This window comes from Bradyrhizobium sp. SPXBL-02, assembly GCF_051853065.1.
Classification (GTDB): domain Bacteria; phylum Pseudomonadota; class Alphaproteobacteria; order Rhizobiales; family Xanthobacteraceae; genus Bradyrhizobium.
The window spans coordinates 4,489,181-4,502,294 of the sequence record NZ_CP182474.1 but is presented as its reverse complement, the minus strand read 5'-3'; the positions used below and the strand labels follow the sequence as shown (position 1 = coordinate 4,502,294).

General features: G+C 65.7%; 16 protein-coding genes. 9 read left to right on the top strand and 7 right to left on the bottom strand.

All coding sequences use genetic code 11. From position 1 onward, the window contains the following. Positions 1 to 453: 453 nt before the first annotated feature. Entirely contained in the window at positions 454 to 1,515 is a 1,062-nt protein-coding gene (locus tag ACNJYD_RS21055; protein ID WP_212258466.1) for a hypothetical protein, read from the bottom strand. 344 nt (positions 1,516 to 1,859) lie between these two features. Here ACNJYD_RS21055 and ACNJYD_RS21050 point away from each other — a divergent pair, with 344 nt between their 5' ends. Beyond that, a complete protein-coding gene (locus ACNJYD_RS21050; protein ID WP_172788550.1) occupies positions 1,860 to 2,456 on the top strand; it encodes a L,D-transpeptidase in 597 nt (198 codons plus the stop codon). 47 nt (positions 2,457 to 2,503) lie between these two features. On the opposite strand, the gene ACNJYD_RS21045 is transcribed toward ACNJYD_RS21050, so the two are convergent. Beyond that, positions 2,504 to 2,932, bottom strand: coding sequence for a COG4315 family predicted lipoprotein (locus tag ACNJYD_RS21045; protein ID WP_212258467.1), 429 nt, complete (start codon positions 2,930 to 2,932; stop codon positions 2,504 to 2,506). A gap of 118 nt (positions 2,933 to 3,050) precedes the next feature. Further along, complete coding sequence (locus ACNJYD_RS21040; RefSeq protein ID WP_172788552.1) at positions 3,051 to 3,515, bottom strand: MarR family winged helix-turn-helix transcriptional regulator; 465 nt, start codon at positions 3,513 to 3,515, stop codon at positions 3,051 to 3,053. Positions 3,516 to 3,618: 103 nt separating this feature from the next. Between ACNJYD_RS21040 and ACNJYD_RS21035 the strand changes: the two genes are divergently transcribed. The 5 genes from ACNJYD_RS21035 to ACNJYD_RS21015 all read left to right on the top strand — a co-directional run bounded on the left by ACNJYD_RS21035 (position 3,619) and on the right by ACNJYD_RS21015 (position 7,869). After that, entirely contained in the window at positions 3,619 to 5,541 is a 1,923-nt protein-coding gene (locus tag ACNJYD_RS21035; protein ID WP_439363201.1) for an FAD-binding monooxygenase, read from the top strand. A 143-nt stretch (positions 5,542 to 5,684) separates the two neighbouring features. Beyond that, a complete protein-coding gene (locus tag ACNJYD_RS21030) occupies positions 5,685 to 6,737 on the top strand; it encodes an SH3 domain-containing protein (protein ID WP_439363200.1) in 1,053 nt (350 codons plus the stop codon). Positions 6,738 to 6,904: 167 nt separating this feature from the next. After that, positions 6,905 to 7,186, top strand: a complete 282-nt coding sequence (locus ACNJYD_RS21025; RefSeq protein WP_172788569.1) for a hypothetical protein — start codon at positions 6,905 to 6,907, stop codon at positions 7,184 to 7,186. 129 nt (positions 7,187 to 7,315) lie between these two features. Continuing rightward, entirely contained in the window at positions 7,316 to 7,522 is a 207-nt protein-coding gene (locus ACNJYD_RS21020) for a hypothetical protein (RefSeq protein ID WP_018322958.1), read from the top strand. A 47-nt stretch (positions 7,523 to 7,569) separates the two neighbouring features. Then, complete coding sequence (locus ACNJYD_RS21015; RefSeq protein ID WP_246571638.1) at positions 7,570 to 7,869, top strand: hypothetical protein; 300 nt, start codon at positions 7,570 to 7,572, stop codon at positions 7,867 to 7,869. Positions 7,870 to 7,878: 9 nt separating this feature from the next. Here ACNJYD_RS21015 and ACNJYD_RS21010 read toward each other — a convergent pair whose 3' ends face one another. Together ACNJYD_RS21010 and ACNJYD_RS21005 are read right to left on the bottom strand one after the other, a co-directional pair. Continuing rightward, complete coding sequence (locus tag ACNJYD_RS21010) at positions 7,879 to 8,223, bottom strand: DMT family transporter (protein WP_212258471.1); 345 nt, start codon at positions 8,221 to 8,223, stop codon at positions 7,879 to 7,881. 148 nt (positions 8,224 to 8,371) lie between these two features. Beyond that, the gene (locus ACNJYD_RS21005; RefSeq protein WP_439363199.1) at positions 8,372 to 9,037 is read right to left on the bottom strand and encodes an O-methyltransferase; all 666 of its coding nucleotides are present in this window, start codon (positions 9,035 to 9,037) and stop codon (positions 8,372 to 8,374) included. 98 nt (positions 9,038 to 9,135) lie between these two features. Between ACNJYD_RS21005 and ACNJYD_RS21000 the strand changes: the two genes are divergently transcribed. After that, a complete protein-coding gene (locus ACNJYD_RS21000; protein ID WP_172788556.1) occupies positions 9,136 to 9,768 on the top strand; it encodes a TetR family transcriptional regulator in 633 nt (210 codons plus the stop codon). 58 nt (positions 9,769 to 9,826) lie between these two features. Then, the gene (pdxY, locus tag ACNJYD_RS20995; protein WP_439363198.1) at positions 9,827 to 10,645 is read left to right on the top strand and encodes a pyridoxal kinase; all 819 of its coding nucleotides are present in this window, start codon (positions 9,827 to 9,829) and stop codon (positions 10,643 to 10,645) included. 4 nt (positions 10,646 to 10,649) lie between these two features. On the opposite strand, the gene ACNJYD_RS20990 is transcribed toward pdxY, so the two are convergent. After that, complete coding sequence (locus ACNJYD_RS20990) at positions 10,650 to 11,960, bottom strand: hypothetical protein (protein WP_439363197.1); 1,311 nt, start codon at positions 11,958 to 11,960, stop codon at positions 10,650 to 10,652. A gap of 243 nt (positions 11,961 to 12,203) precedes the next feature. Between ACNJYD_RS20990 and ACNJYD_RS20985 the strand changes: the two genes are divergently transcribed. Then, positions 12,204 to 12,407: a hypothetical protein gene (locus ACNJYD_RS20985; RefSeq protein ID WP_439363196.1), complete on the top strand. Its 204-nt coding sequence runs from the start codon at positions 12,204 to 12,206 to the stop codon at positions 12,405 to 12,407. 21 nt (positions 12,408 to 12,428) lie between these two features. Here the strand turns inward: ACNJYD_RS20985 and ACNJYD_RS20980 are convergent, their stop codons facing one another. Then, complete coding sequence (locus ACNJYD_RS20980; RefSeq protein WP_100234511.1) at positions 12,429 to 12,779, bottom strand: zinc ribbon domain-containing protein YjdM; 351 nt, start codon at positions 12,777 to 12,779, stop codon at positions 12,429 to 12,431. Positions 12,780 to 13,114: the final 335 nt, after the last annotated feature.

Here is a 13,114-nt window from a genome sequence, read left to right as displayed (position 1 = left end):
TTCAGTGCAAGTCTCAACGCATATCGGATGATACCACTGAGTCGATATCTATCGAACGAACAGAGCGCGCAATCTCTGAGCTTATGGCGCAGAAATGATGTGCAGTGTGCGGGGTCGTTAGGAATTTATTAAATATGCCTGCGCAATCATTAAGGCATGGAATTGCAGCAGAACCGGGCTCCGGGAACCGGGAGCTGCAAGAGAAGGCCGCCGGCATAGATCCCGACGGCCTTTTCTCTTGAGCGTGAGATCGCTTCCCGTAATTCCCCGGAGTTAACGCATCGCATCGACTCGGACAGCGTACGCGAGCGCACGACAGCGAGGCCGCGGCGTTGCTCTAAAGCGCGATGCGATGAATCGTCATCGCGCTTCAGGTTAGTGTTTGAGCATGATCTCTTCGGAAAACCGCTACGCGCTTTGCGCTAACGCGGCCCTTCGGGTCCGGATCATGCTCTAACGCAGCGGCATCGGCGGGCGCACGATCGGTCCGTCGTCATCGGCAACGGCTTGCGTCGTCGGCGCAGCTGACGGCGGCGCGGCAGCGGCCTGCGATGGCGGCGGCGGAGGTGCGAGCGGCGAGGGCGAAGAGGCCGGCATGTAGGTCCGCGTCACAGGCGGCTTGGGCTTGCGAACCGGCGGCGCGACAGGCTGCGGCGCGACAGGCTGCGGCGGGAGCGCGGCGGCGCGTGCGCGCGGATCGACCGGCGGCCGCGCTTCGGTGACCGGCTTCGGTGCAGGAGGCCTAGCCATCTCACGCGCCATCTGCTCCTGTCCGGCCTTCAACTCGGCGATGTTGGCCTTGAGCTGATCGATCTGCTGCGCCATCGCGGCGAGATCGCGTGTCATCGATTGCACCTGCGCTGCATCGACAGGCTGTGTCGCTGCAGGCGCGGCCGCAGCAAGCTGAGCCGCGGGCGGGGTCGCAGCTTGATCCGCCGTTTGGTTGGGTGTGGCTTCGGCTGCGGGCGGCGCAGCCTCGGCGGCGGCGACCGGCGCGCTTTGCTGCGGTGTCGCAGACAGCAACGAGGTCGTCGGGAGCAGCGAGGTCAGCGCCGGCGTCCATTCGGCCAGCAACTGCTTTGCCGTGTCGCCGTGCTTCTCCCAGGCGAGGCTGGCGGCCACGCTGGCGCCGGCAAGCAGGAACGTGACGAACGCGCCGCGCAGCCATTTGCGGACCGAGGATCGCTTCTTCATCACGGGACCATCGCTGGAGGTGACGCGGACAGCTGTATCGATCGAAGGGGCCGCGGCGGATTTTCCGTAGACGACGTTGATGGTGGGCTCGGGCGCGCGCGCGGGCTCCAGCGTGAATTTCGGCATGAGCTTGGGCTCCGGGGCAAACTTGGGCTCCGGACGCCGCGCGATCTCCGGCGCCAGCGCAGGCGATGCGCTGGTGGGACGCGAGGCCAGCACGATCTCGGGCGAGATCTGGACCGCGTCGTGCGGATCGTTGTCCTTGACCGTGTCCTTCACGATCTCATCAACGATTTGCTTGGCGTTCAGCGTCGCGAGCATCGCAGCTCCTTTGAAGCGCAGTGTTCGAGGTTTAAGTCATCCGCATTGGCGCGGGGCTGATCCGAGGTGAGCCCATGCCGGTCCCCATGACGCACGAGTCCAGCCGGGTTTGACCAAAGCAAGGCGAGGGGATGGAGATGATGCGACAGTCTTCCGCCCTTTGTGGTGATGGAACCCAATTTGCCGAACACGCGCATGTGTTCCCGCACCGCCTTGTTTTCAGCATGATTTTGGCAATATCTGGCGCTGCTGGGGGCGCTGTTGTTCCGCTATTGGGGGGGCCGGCGGTGCCAAGATCTCTACTCGTTTTGTTCGTCGCAGCCCTGTTGCCGCTGGGCGGCTGCATGCAGACGACACTTTCGCCATCGACGGATGCGAGCATGACGCCGCGCGACCGTCAGTTGCTCGCGCACGCGCCTTACGCGAAGGCGAACGTGCCCGAGCAATATCTGCGTCACATCGTCGATTACCACCGCAAGGAGCAGCCGGGCACGATCCTGGTCGATACCGACGCGCGCTATCTCTATTACGTGCTGCCCGAGGGCAAGGCGATCCGCTACGGCGTTGCCGTCGGCGAGGAAGCCATGGCGTTCTCCGGCGTGGCGCGGGTCGGTCGCCTCGCGGAATGGCCTGACTGGGTTCCGACCGCGGATATCCAGGCGCGACTCGGCCCGTATCCGGCGCGCGTTCCCGGCGGTCCCGCCAATCCGCTGGGCGCGCGGGGCATCTATCTCTTTGTCGGCAACAAGGACACGCTCTATCGCATCCACGGCACCAACCAGCCCGAATATATCGGGCAGGCGATCTCGTCCGGCTGCATCCGGATGCGCAATGAGGACGTCATCGATCTCTACGACCGGGTGAAGCTCAATTCGATGGTCGTGGTGCTGCCGCCGGGGCAGAGCGCGCAGGCCGAGGCGGGCGGACGCTGGCGGGGGTAAGGCCGCGCGACCCGCTGCTCGCGTTCTCGGGGATTGTTTGTGCGCGGCTACTCAGGCCGGGCGACCCGCCATTGCAGCGTCGTGGCATTGCCGTTGGCGTCGCCCGGCGCCTTGTCGGCGGGCGAAGTATAGAGCGGGCGATAGCGATACGCCCACATCTTGCTGCCGTCGTTGCGGCTGATCACGGTGAAATCGCCGACGGCCTTGGCGTCTGCGGTCGCTGGCAGCGGGACCCAGCTCTCGGTGCACTTGCCGTTGCAGTTCGACGTCTTTCCGGTGGTGTCGTGCTCGTAATAGTAGAGCGTCATACCCTTGAGATTGACGAGCTTGGGACCTTGCTTGGTCAGGACCACCTTCGCCGGCGCAGTCGTCGCCTCGGGCTTCGGTGGCGGGGCATCGCCGCCGCCATGGCCGTTGGCGAGCGCGTGACCGGTCGAGAGCGCGATGGCCGCGGCTACAACGAGGAACCTGAACATCCGAAACTCCGCCCCGCAAAGTTAATCGCGCGTTAAGCGCCCAATGCGCGCCGACGTTAGCAGCCGAAGGTTAGTTCCTGGTTTCGTGCGCTGCGACAATTACGGACATGGTCCGAGATCAGAGCTGCGCATCGCGCAGCGGCGCGCGGCTGAGCTCGTTGCCGGCGGCGATGGCCTTGCGCAGCAGCCGCATCAGCTCCTCGCCCTCTTTCGCGCTGAGGCCTCGCAGCATGATACGCTGCGCAGATTCAACGGCCGGGGTGATCTTGCGCAGCGTGCGCCGGCCCTCGTCGGTGATCTCGAGCTCGCGCGCGCGGCGGTCGCGGCTGGACGGACGACGCTCCACGAGGCCCTTCTGGACGAGGCGATCGATCACGCCGGTGATGGTGGTGCGATCGTAGGCGATCAATCCGGCGAGCGTCACCTGGTCGAGCCCCGGATTGGCCTTGATGGTCGCAAGCGCAGCGTACTGCACCGGCGTAAGATCGAATCCGGCGTCCCCGACCTCGGCCAGGAACACCGCGACCGCGATCTGCTGAAAGCGGCGCGCCAGATGGCCGGGCATGTCGTTGTTGTCTTTCACCGAAATCTCCTCTGCGGGCAGGGGCGCCGCGGGTCGTTGACAAGCATACTGATAGTCAGCATACTGAGCAATATTCAAGCAGAAACTGGCGGGAGAGGTGCTCATGCAATTCCATCTCAATGGATTTCAGCCGGGCGACCCTGAAATCGCCGATCCTGCCGCGCGCGTTCAGGCATCGGGGGCGGCGGGCGCCGTGCCTGGCGAGGTCGATGTCCTCATCGTCGGCTGCGGGCCGGCGGGCCTGACGCTCGCCGCCCAGCTCGCGCAATTCGCTGACGTCAAGACCTGCATCGTCGAGCAGAAGCCGGACCGCCTGCTGGTCGGCCAGGCCGACGGCATTGCCTGCCGCACCATGGAGATGTTCCACGCCTATGGCTTCGGCGAGCGCGTGCTGAAGGAGGCCTATTGGGTCAACGAGACGACGTTCTGGAAGCCCGATGAAGGGACGCCGGAGAACATCGTCCGCAGCGGCCGGGTGCAGGACGTCGAGGACGGGCTGTCGGAATTCCCGCACCTCATCCTGAACCAGGCGCGCGTTCATGACTGCTTTCTCGACGTCATGCGCAAATCGCCGGGCAAGCTCGCGCCGTATTACAGCCGACGTGTGCTTGATCTGAATGTCGATCCGGCCGCCGCTGCCGACGATCATGCCGTGACCGTGCGCCTCGAACGCGTCGATGCCGCAAACGAGGGCAATGTCGAGACGATCAAGGCCCGCTACGTCGTCGGCTGCGACGGCGCCCGCAGCACGGTGCGCAAATCGATCGGTCGCGAGCTGCACGGGGATTCCGCCAACCACGCCTGGGGCGTGATGGACGTGCTGGCCGTGACCGATTTTCCGGACATCCGCTTCAAGTCGCTGATCCAGTCGGCGAAGGACGGCAGCCTGCTGATCATTCCGCGCGAAGGCGGCTACATGGTCCGCATCTATGTCGAGCTCGCCAAGCTCGATGCCGGCGAACGCGTTGCCAATCGCAACATCACGGCCGACGACGTGATCGCGAAAGCGCAGCGGATCCTGAAGCCGCATCGGCTCGAGGTGAAGGAAATCGCCTGGTGGTCGGTCTACGAGATCGGCCAGCGCCTCACCGACAAGTTCGACGACGTACCGGAAGGCGAGGTCGCTGCGCGCCTGCCGCGCATCTTCATCGCCGGCGATGCCTGCCACACCCACAGCCCGAAGGCGGGGCAGGGCATGAACGTCTCGATGCAGGATGCCTTCAATCTCGGCTGGAAGCTCGCGGCCGTACTGCGGAGACAGTGTGCGCCGAGCCTCTTGCATTCCTACTCGGCCGAGCGCCAGGCGGTCGCGAAAGAGCTGATCGATTTCGATCGCGAGTGGGCGGGGATCCTCGCCTCCGCCGCCAAGGCCGGCGGCGCCGATGCCGCCAAGACGCAGGACTATTTCGTCCGGCACGGACGCTACACGGCGGGTACGGCAACGCATTACAGGCCCTCGGTGCTGACAGGCGCGGCCACGCATCAGCATCTCGCGCAGGGCTTTATCGTCGGCAAGCGCTTCCATTCCGCGCCGGTGATCCGGCTGGCGGACGCCAAGCCGGTGCATCTCGGCCACGCGGCGCAGGCCGACGGACGCTTCCGCATCTACGCATTCTCGCCCGCTGAGAACCCGGTTGCGTCGGGCTCGGCCACTCGCGCCTTGTGCAATTTCCTCGCGGAGTCCCGGAAATCACCGATCCGTCGGTATACTCCTGTTGGAGCCGACATCGACAGCGTGATCGATTTGCGCTCGGTGTTTCAGCAGGACCATCGCGAGCTTGCCATCGAGGCGATGCCGGCGATGTTGCTCCCGAGCAAAGGCCGTTACGGCTTGCACGATTACGAGAAGATGTTCTGCCCTGACCTCAAGAGCGGCCACGACGTTTTCACGATGCGCGGCATCGATCGGACGGCCGGCTGCATGGTCGTGGTGCGGCCCGACCAGTATGTCGCAACCGTGCTGCGGCTCGACGATTTTGCCGGGCTCGCTTCCTTCTTCGACGCCTTCATGCTGCCGGTGGAGTGACGCCGAAAGCGCCGTGCCGATGAACGATGGATGAATATTGAACTTCGCGCGTTCGCGCGTTCTCAATCTTTCTGCTGATGCGATGATGACGGGCGGAACGCTCGTTCCGCCTGCGCGTTCCGTCGAAAGAGGAGGAACACGCCATGAAATTCAGAAGCGTTCTGGTTGCCGCATTGCTACTCGTCCCGACAGCCGCGCTGGCCGCGCCGGGCATAGTGACCATCTCGACCGGCTTGCGGGCCGGGCCGGGCACGGGCTTTCCCCTGGTCGATCGCATCCCCGGAGGCGCCCGCGTCAACATCCATGGCTGCCTGCGCGGCAAGGCCTGGTGCGACGTCAGCTTCTCCGACGATCGCGGCTGGGTGTCGTCGCAATATCTCGAATATCTCTACCGCAATCGCTACGTCTATCTCCCCGACTATGTCGACGAGATCGACGTGCCCGTCGTGCCGTTCGTGCTGACCTCGTACTGGTCGAGCTACTATGCGGGACGGCCCTGGTACCGCCGCCACGCTTATTGGAATAATTACTGGAGCTCGCACGAGCGCTTTGCGACGCGGCTGACGCTCGATCCGCGCGCAGCCCGCATCGGTCGCGCGGCGACGCGCGATGCGGCGGTCGCACTCGAGCGCAGCGGCGTGCGCGGCAAGGGCGAGGCCGCCATCTCCGGACGTGACGCCGTCACCGCGCGGCCGGACGCTGCGATCGCAAAACGCGATGCTGCGATCGGAAAGCGCGACGGCGCGATCGCAAGGCGCGACGCTGCGATCGGAAAGCCCGACGCTGCGATCGCCAAGCGCGACGCTGGAGTAGCAACCGACCGGACGCGCGCCGGCAGCAGCGAGCGCATCGCGCACGAGCGGGTCAATGCGCAGAGCCGCAATCCGCGCGATGCACAGGCGCGCATGATGCACGAGCAGGCTGCAGGCCGTGCTGCCGTCCGCACCCAGCCGATGCCGCGCGCGCATGAAGCACCGCGCGTGTCGGCCGCGCCGGCCGCGCGGCCCTCGATGCCGCATGCGGCGCAGCCGAGCGTCAGCCATGGTTCGCCGATGAACGCGCATGCGCAGACGCCGGCGCCGCGTGCCGCTGCGCCTGCCATGCCGCACGGCGGTGGCGGCGCTCCGCGCGTCAATGCCGCGCCGCATGGCGGCGGTGCACCGGCGGGCGGGCCCGGCGCGCACCAGAAGCGCTAGCTCCCACGAAAGCCCGGCCCTCGTGCCGGGCTCTCCGCTTGCGCGCCCTCCGGTTCCGTGCGCGTACAATTTAAGAAAGTTCTTCGCGGGCAGATTTCATCGATCGTAAGATGTCTATCCAAAGCTGTAAGCATCCACTCGGGGCAGCGGGGCACCGGAGGATGACGATGAGACAGAACCAAGCGGAGACGCGCCGTCAGCAAAATGTCGCGAAGCGGTCGATGACCAAGGAGGCCAAGCAGCTGGCCGGCTTGATTGCCGGACTGCGCGAATCCCTCGAGGAGATCCACAAGGAGCGGGCGGGTGCCAAGCTCTCGGGCGCAGAAATGGGACTACTCGATGAGCGTCGCAACAATCTGCTGCTCACCATCGCAGCCCTCAATGACCGCCTCTCGGCGGTGCAGGGCCTGATCAATCTCGGCCGCCCTCATATTATCCGCGTGCACTAGCGCCGATCCGAGGTCACGAGATCGGCTCTGTTGCGACGGCACGGGGCCGGCCACAGGCCTCGTGGACGGCACCAAATTGCCACGCTCCCGGCGAATTGCCGCCAAAGCCCGCTGCCACGAGAAGGCCGGGTGCAGGGCGACGCAAGGGGATGCGAATTGGCCTACAAGATGGTCGCAGAACGCGACAACGAGAAGTACAGTTTCGCCCGCGAAAGCCGGTTGCTCATCGTGGCGAAGGCGAAAGTGTGGGCGAGCGAAGGATGGCGGGTGGTCATCACCGACCAGGATGGCAAGGCCTACGCGCCGCCCGAATTCGATCAGCTGTCCGCAGCGTGATGGTGAGGCGGGGCCTGACTGCGCCTCTGCTCATTCTAACGGCCGCCATGCTGCCGGCGACGGCCGCCGTCGCGCAAAATCTGGATGCCGGCAAGTCGCCCGCGAAGCTGTTCGCCGAAGGCTGCGCGACCTGCCACCGCAGCCCGCGCGGCCTGGCCAAGGGACGCTTCAGCCTGACGCTGTCCTGGTTTCTGAGGGATCATTACGTGACCAGCTCCGATTCGGCGAAAGCGCTCGCCGCTTACCTGGCATCGGTTGATGAGCCGCCGCCCCGGGGGGCGGCCAAGCCCGGTGCCAAGGCGCCCCGGTCCGCCCCGCGTCCGCCCACGCCCGCTCAGAGCCGGTAACCGCGCGCGTCAACGCAACGTGGTCTCCGAGAACAGGTTGATGATCACGACTCCTGAGACGATCAGCGCAATGCCGACGAAGGCTGCGGCGTCCAGGATCTGACGGAACAGCACGAAGGAAACGGTGGCGGTCAGGATGATGCCGACCCCGCCCCAGATCGCATAGGCGATGCTCAACGGGATCACCCGGATCGCCACCGAGAGCGCGTAGAACGAGGCGACGTAGAACAGCACCATCGCCAGCGTGGGCCAGGGACGGGTGAACTGGGCGGATTGCTGCAGGAACGCCGACGCGGTGACCTCGAACACGATGGCGAGGGCGAGAGCCGTATAGGCGTTGAAGGCGGAGGTCATGAGCCTCTCGGCGTGAGGAAGATACCGCGCGGCTGTCGCGAATATCACGTGGGAATGACGAACCTGCGACATGGCCGACGGGCTGACGGGAGGCCGCCGCGCGACGATCGTGCGGCGGCTCGAGATGGCTCGATTCTTCGACCCGGCCCTAACTGATCCGCACCGAGAGCTCGACGTCTTCGGCAAAGGGAGTGGACATATAGCCGCTGCCGGGCGCGCGCACCCGTGCCAGATAGTCAGGGCTGTCGTCGGCATTGTCGGCGACGATGATCGCCCCCGGCCGCAGACGCCCTTCGACCAGATCCAGGATCTCGGGGTAGAGCGCCTTGGCACCGTCGAGCAGTACGAGATCGATCGTTTCGGGCAGGCCGGTGCTGAGCGTCTTCAGCGCGTCGCCTTCGCGGATGTCGACGAGATCGATCAAGCCGCCGGCCGAGAGGTTGTCTCGCGCCCGGGCAACCTTGGACGGCTCGAACTCGCTGGTGATGAGGCGCCCCCCGCCATTGTCGCGCAGGCCTGCGGCAAGGTGCAGTGTCGAGATGCCGAACGAGGTGCCGAACTCGACGATGGACCGGGCGCGGGAGCCGCGTGTCAGGATGTAGAGCAGCGCTCCGGTCTCGCGCGAGACCGGAAGCGGTGCGTCCTTCAGGCGTCCATAGAGATTGCGATATTCGGTTTTGCTCCGCATCATCCGCTCCCGCTCTGCGTCGGACAGGTCTGCGACTGCGGCTTCCGTTGCCTCGCTTGCTGCCTCGGCTTCGCCGAACAGGCGATCCAGCAGCGGCGCAAGCGAAGCGATGGTCGGGATGGTCATCGAAGTCTCCAGAGTTTGGCGAAAGAAGCGCGTGCTTGCGCGCCGATTGAAATACGACTAATTCGTCGCGTTTCCTATTCGCATTGCCCGAGCGAGCCATGGCCGACCGTCGAAGCCGTTCAATTTCTTCACGAAAACAGCCGCAGCAAGCTCGCTCGACGGAGCTGGTGGCGGCCATTCTGGATGCGGCTGTTCAGGTTCTCGCGAAGGAGGGCGCGCAGCGTTTCACCACGGCGCGGGTGGCGGAGCGGGCCGGGGTGAGCGTCGGGTCGCTCTATCAATATTTTCCAAACAAGGCCGCGATCCTGTTTCGTCTCCAGAGCGACGAGTGGCGGCATACGAGCGAGCTGCTGCGCGGTATCCTCGCGGATCGCGCCAAGCCGCCACCGGCGCGGTTGCGCGCGCTGGTCCATGCCTTCATCCGCTCCGAGTGCGAGGAGGCTGCGATGCGCACGGCCCTCAACGACGCCGCGCCGCTCTATCGTGACGCGCCCGAAGCGCGCGAGGCCCGGGCGGCCAGCAGGGGCATCGTCGATGTCTTCATGCGAGAGGCGCTGCCCAAAGCTTCCAATGCGACGCGCGGCCTCGCCGGCGAGCTGATCACGACCACGCTCAGCGAGGCCGGCAAGCGATTTTCGGAGACCCGGCGCAGCGAGGCCGAGATTGCGCGTCATGCCGACGGGCTGGCCGACATGTTCTGCGCCTATCTCGGGGAATTGGCCCGACGCTGAAGCGCGAGATCCGGGCGACACTTGCATCGCCCCGCGTTTGTCCGTACGGACCTCCTTCATGCTCGTCATCTCGATCCAGAGCCAGGTGGTCCACGGCCATGTCGGCAACAGCGCGGCCGCGTATGCCATGCAGGCGGAGGGCGTGAACGTTGCGGCGGTGCCGACGACGCTGCTGTCCAACCATCCGCGCTATCCGAGCCTGCGCGGACGGGTGCTGGAGACCGAGCTGGTCGCCGATCTCCTGAAAGGTGTCGAGGAGCGCGGCCTGGTCGACGAGGCCGCGGTGCTCGTCACCGGCTATCTCGGCTCGCCCGGCAATGCCAGCGTGATCGCCGATTTCGTCGAGCGGGCGCACACGCGGAATGCGAAGCTGGTCTATCTCTGCGACCCCGTGATCGGTGACGACGGCCGCGTCTATGTCGCGGACGGCATTTTGGACGTGGTCCGGCACCGGCTGCTGCCGGCGGCGAACCTGACGACGCCGAACCAGTTCGAGCTCGAGCTGCTCTCTGGAGCGACGATTGCAGATGCCGAGGGCCTGAGTGCGGCGTGTGCGATGCTGGCAGGGACGGGCCGCACCGACGTCGTCGCCACCGGCTGCACCCTCGCTGACACGGCGGCCGGGCAGGTGGAGACGATCCTGTGCAGCGACGGGCGATTGTCGCGCTTTGCGACGCCGCGCCTGCCGATCCGCCCCTACGGCACCGGCGATCTCCTCACAGGGCTGATCGCGGCGCATCTGGCCAAGGGCGAAGCGATGGGCTCGGCCGTGCGGCGCGCGGTCGACACGGTCTTTGCGGTGCTGGTGCGCACGCAGGACGCCGGCTCGGCCGAGATGCGGCTGGTGCCGCTGCCGACGGCGGAGCGCAAGCCGTAAACCGTCAGGTCGCGCGCTTGACGGCCGATTGCGCCGATTTCTGCGGCTTGGCCGGGCTCTTCTGCTCGCGCGCGGCGTGGGCCTTCGGCGGCTTGGCGTTGGCGATGGCGCGCGGCTTCTTCGGCTTGGCGCTGGCAACGTCCTTGCGATCGGAGGTGCCGCGCTTCGAGATATATTCCTTGCCGTCGATCGGGCCGACATGCGGCGGATCGCGGCCGAGATAGGGCCTGCCGATGCCGAACGCCTTGCCGTTGGCATCGACCCACTTCCACAGAATTTCGGTCGAGACCCAGCGCTGCGCCCGGTTATTGCCTTGCGTGCTGACGATGTCGGCGGCCATGCCGTGGCCATACCCGCCGCGCGTGCTGCCGCCGTGATAGGAGCGGTTGGACGCGGCCTTCAGGCCGCTTGCGATCGACTGGCGATAATCGTCGCGGAACGCGCTGGTGATGCCCGGCGACAGGCCGGCGGCTTCGGCCGCGAGCATCATGCGGAACAGCTTCTGCTTGAAGCTCTTGTCCATGCCGCCGATGACGTAGTCCATCATCGACATGCCGGCGCGATCGGCCGCGTTCGGATCCTTCCAGGTGAAGTCCTGATCGACCAGCTTGGTGAAGCTGCGCATCACCGTGACGGTCTTGCCCTTGCGCTTGATGGTGACCGCGCGCCGCTCCTGAACCTTGATCGTGTCTTCCTTGGCGGTGCGCTGATAGAGCGCCCAGAGATAGCGGTCGATGCAGGTATCCATGACGAAGCATTCGTCGAGCACGGCGACGGTGTCGGCGGGCGGAGACGCCTTGCTCGCAGGCGCGACAGGACCGCTCGCGATCGCCGCGGGCGACAATGCGTCCGTCGTCACGATCTCGGTGGGATCGGCGGATGCGAGCTTGACGGGGTCGGGCAGAGGGGCGGGGGCAATCTCGCTGACGATCGGCTCCGGTTCGGGGGAGATCTGCGGCGCGGGAGCAGGTTCCGCCGGCAGGATCAGCACCGGGTCGGCCGAGGCAAGCTTGACGGTGGAGGCGGGCTGCTCGGGCGTCACCTCTGCTGGCGCGGCAGGGGCCGCAGCGACGGCGGCAGCGATGTCGGCGGTCAAGACGAGGCCATCCTCGATGGTCGCAGCGCGCGGCACGTCGGCGAGGTCGATGCGGCCGTGATCCTTGGCGTGATCCTTGGCGCGCGAGATGGCGGCTGCATTGGCACCGCTGTTCTCGATCAGCGCAGGCGCATAGGCCGAGAGAGACAATGCGAGCCAGCCGGCGAGAACGGCCGAGGGACACGACACCGCCACCAGAAGAGACCGCCGATCGTTCATGATCCCTGCCTCCAAACGGTCTGTTCGAAGCATCTGGCTCGAACAGTGGTGATGCAAACAGTCTGACGAAACAGTCTTGCACGGAAAGGCACGCAGCACGCCCATTGTTCGGGCCACGTTGTGGCGGCGCAATGGCGCAAATCGGCGGTTGCGGGCTTTTCGAGGCAGGTGTTGCCGAGGTGCAACGCCCGGTTCCATGCGGCATTGCCGCAACTTTGTTGCTGCTGGTGCGTTGGAGGCGCCATGACGCATCCCTCGCTTCGTCCCATGGACGCCTTCGACCCCACCGAGCCCGCCATCCTGCACGATCGTCTCTCCGACACGATCATTACCTGGACCGCCGATCAGGCCGACGACTACCGCAGCGCCAGCCGGCCCGGCGCGGATGGGACTGTGGCCTGGAAGACCTATCTGTTCGATGGCTGGGGCAACGTGCTCGGTGGCTGAGCGCCGCCCCTGGAGCGCGAGCTAGGCCTTCCTCACGAACTCCGACTTCAGATTCATCGCGCCGATGCCGTCGATCTTGCAGGCGATGTTGTGGCCGTCGCTGGCGTCCTGCAGGCGGATGTTGCGCACCTTGGTGCCGCCCTTGACCACCGAGGACGAGCCCTTGATCTTGAGATCCTTGATCACGATGACACTGTCGCCGTCGGCAAGCACATTGCCGTTGGCATCGCGCACGCCCGCATCCTGCGCCGTGTCTGCAGCCGCTTCCGCTGCGCCGCTCCATTCATGGCCGCATTCCGGGCAGACCCAGAGATCGCGGTCCTGATAGGCGTGCTCGGAATTGCAGGTCGGGCATTTCATCGTGTCGGTCATGACGGGTCTTGTCTCGCGGGTTCGTTCGCGGCGCGACCGTAGAGGCGGGAACCGGGAAAGCAAGGAAAAGCTGCCAACGGCGTGGGCCGAGCGTTACCTGCCGGTGCGATATCACCGAGAAACGCGCGACGAACATGGCGAGTGAGGGCGCGGCCAAGCAAGAAGTTTTTCGAAAAACAACCCCATGCACAGTAGACATGCCTTTGGAATCCTGGGGCTTTGTTTATATTCGGTAATCCCGAACGAAACATTTGACCCGTCGGGCAAAACAATGGCATGATGCCATGGTGGCGTTCGTCCGTTGCGGGGGGATTCATCACGGCCGTCGGGTGCGG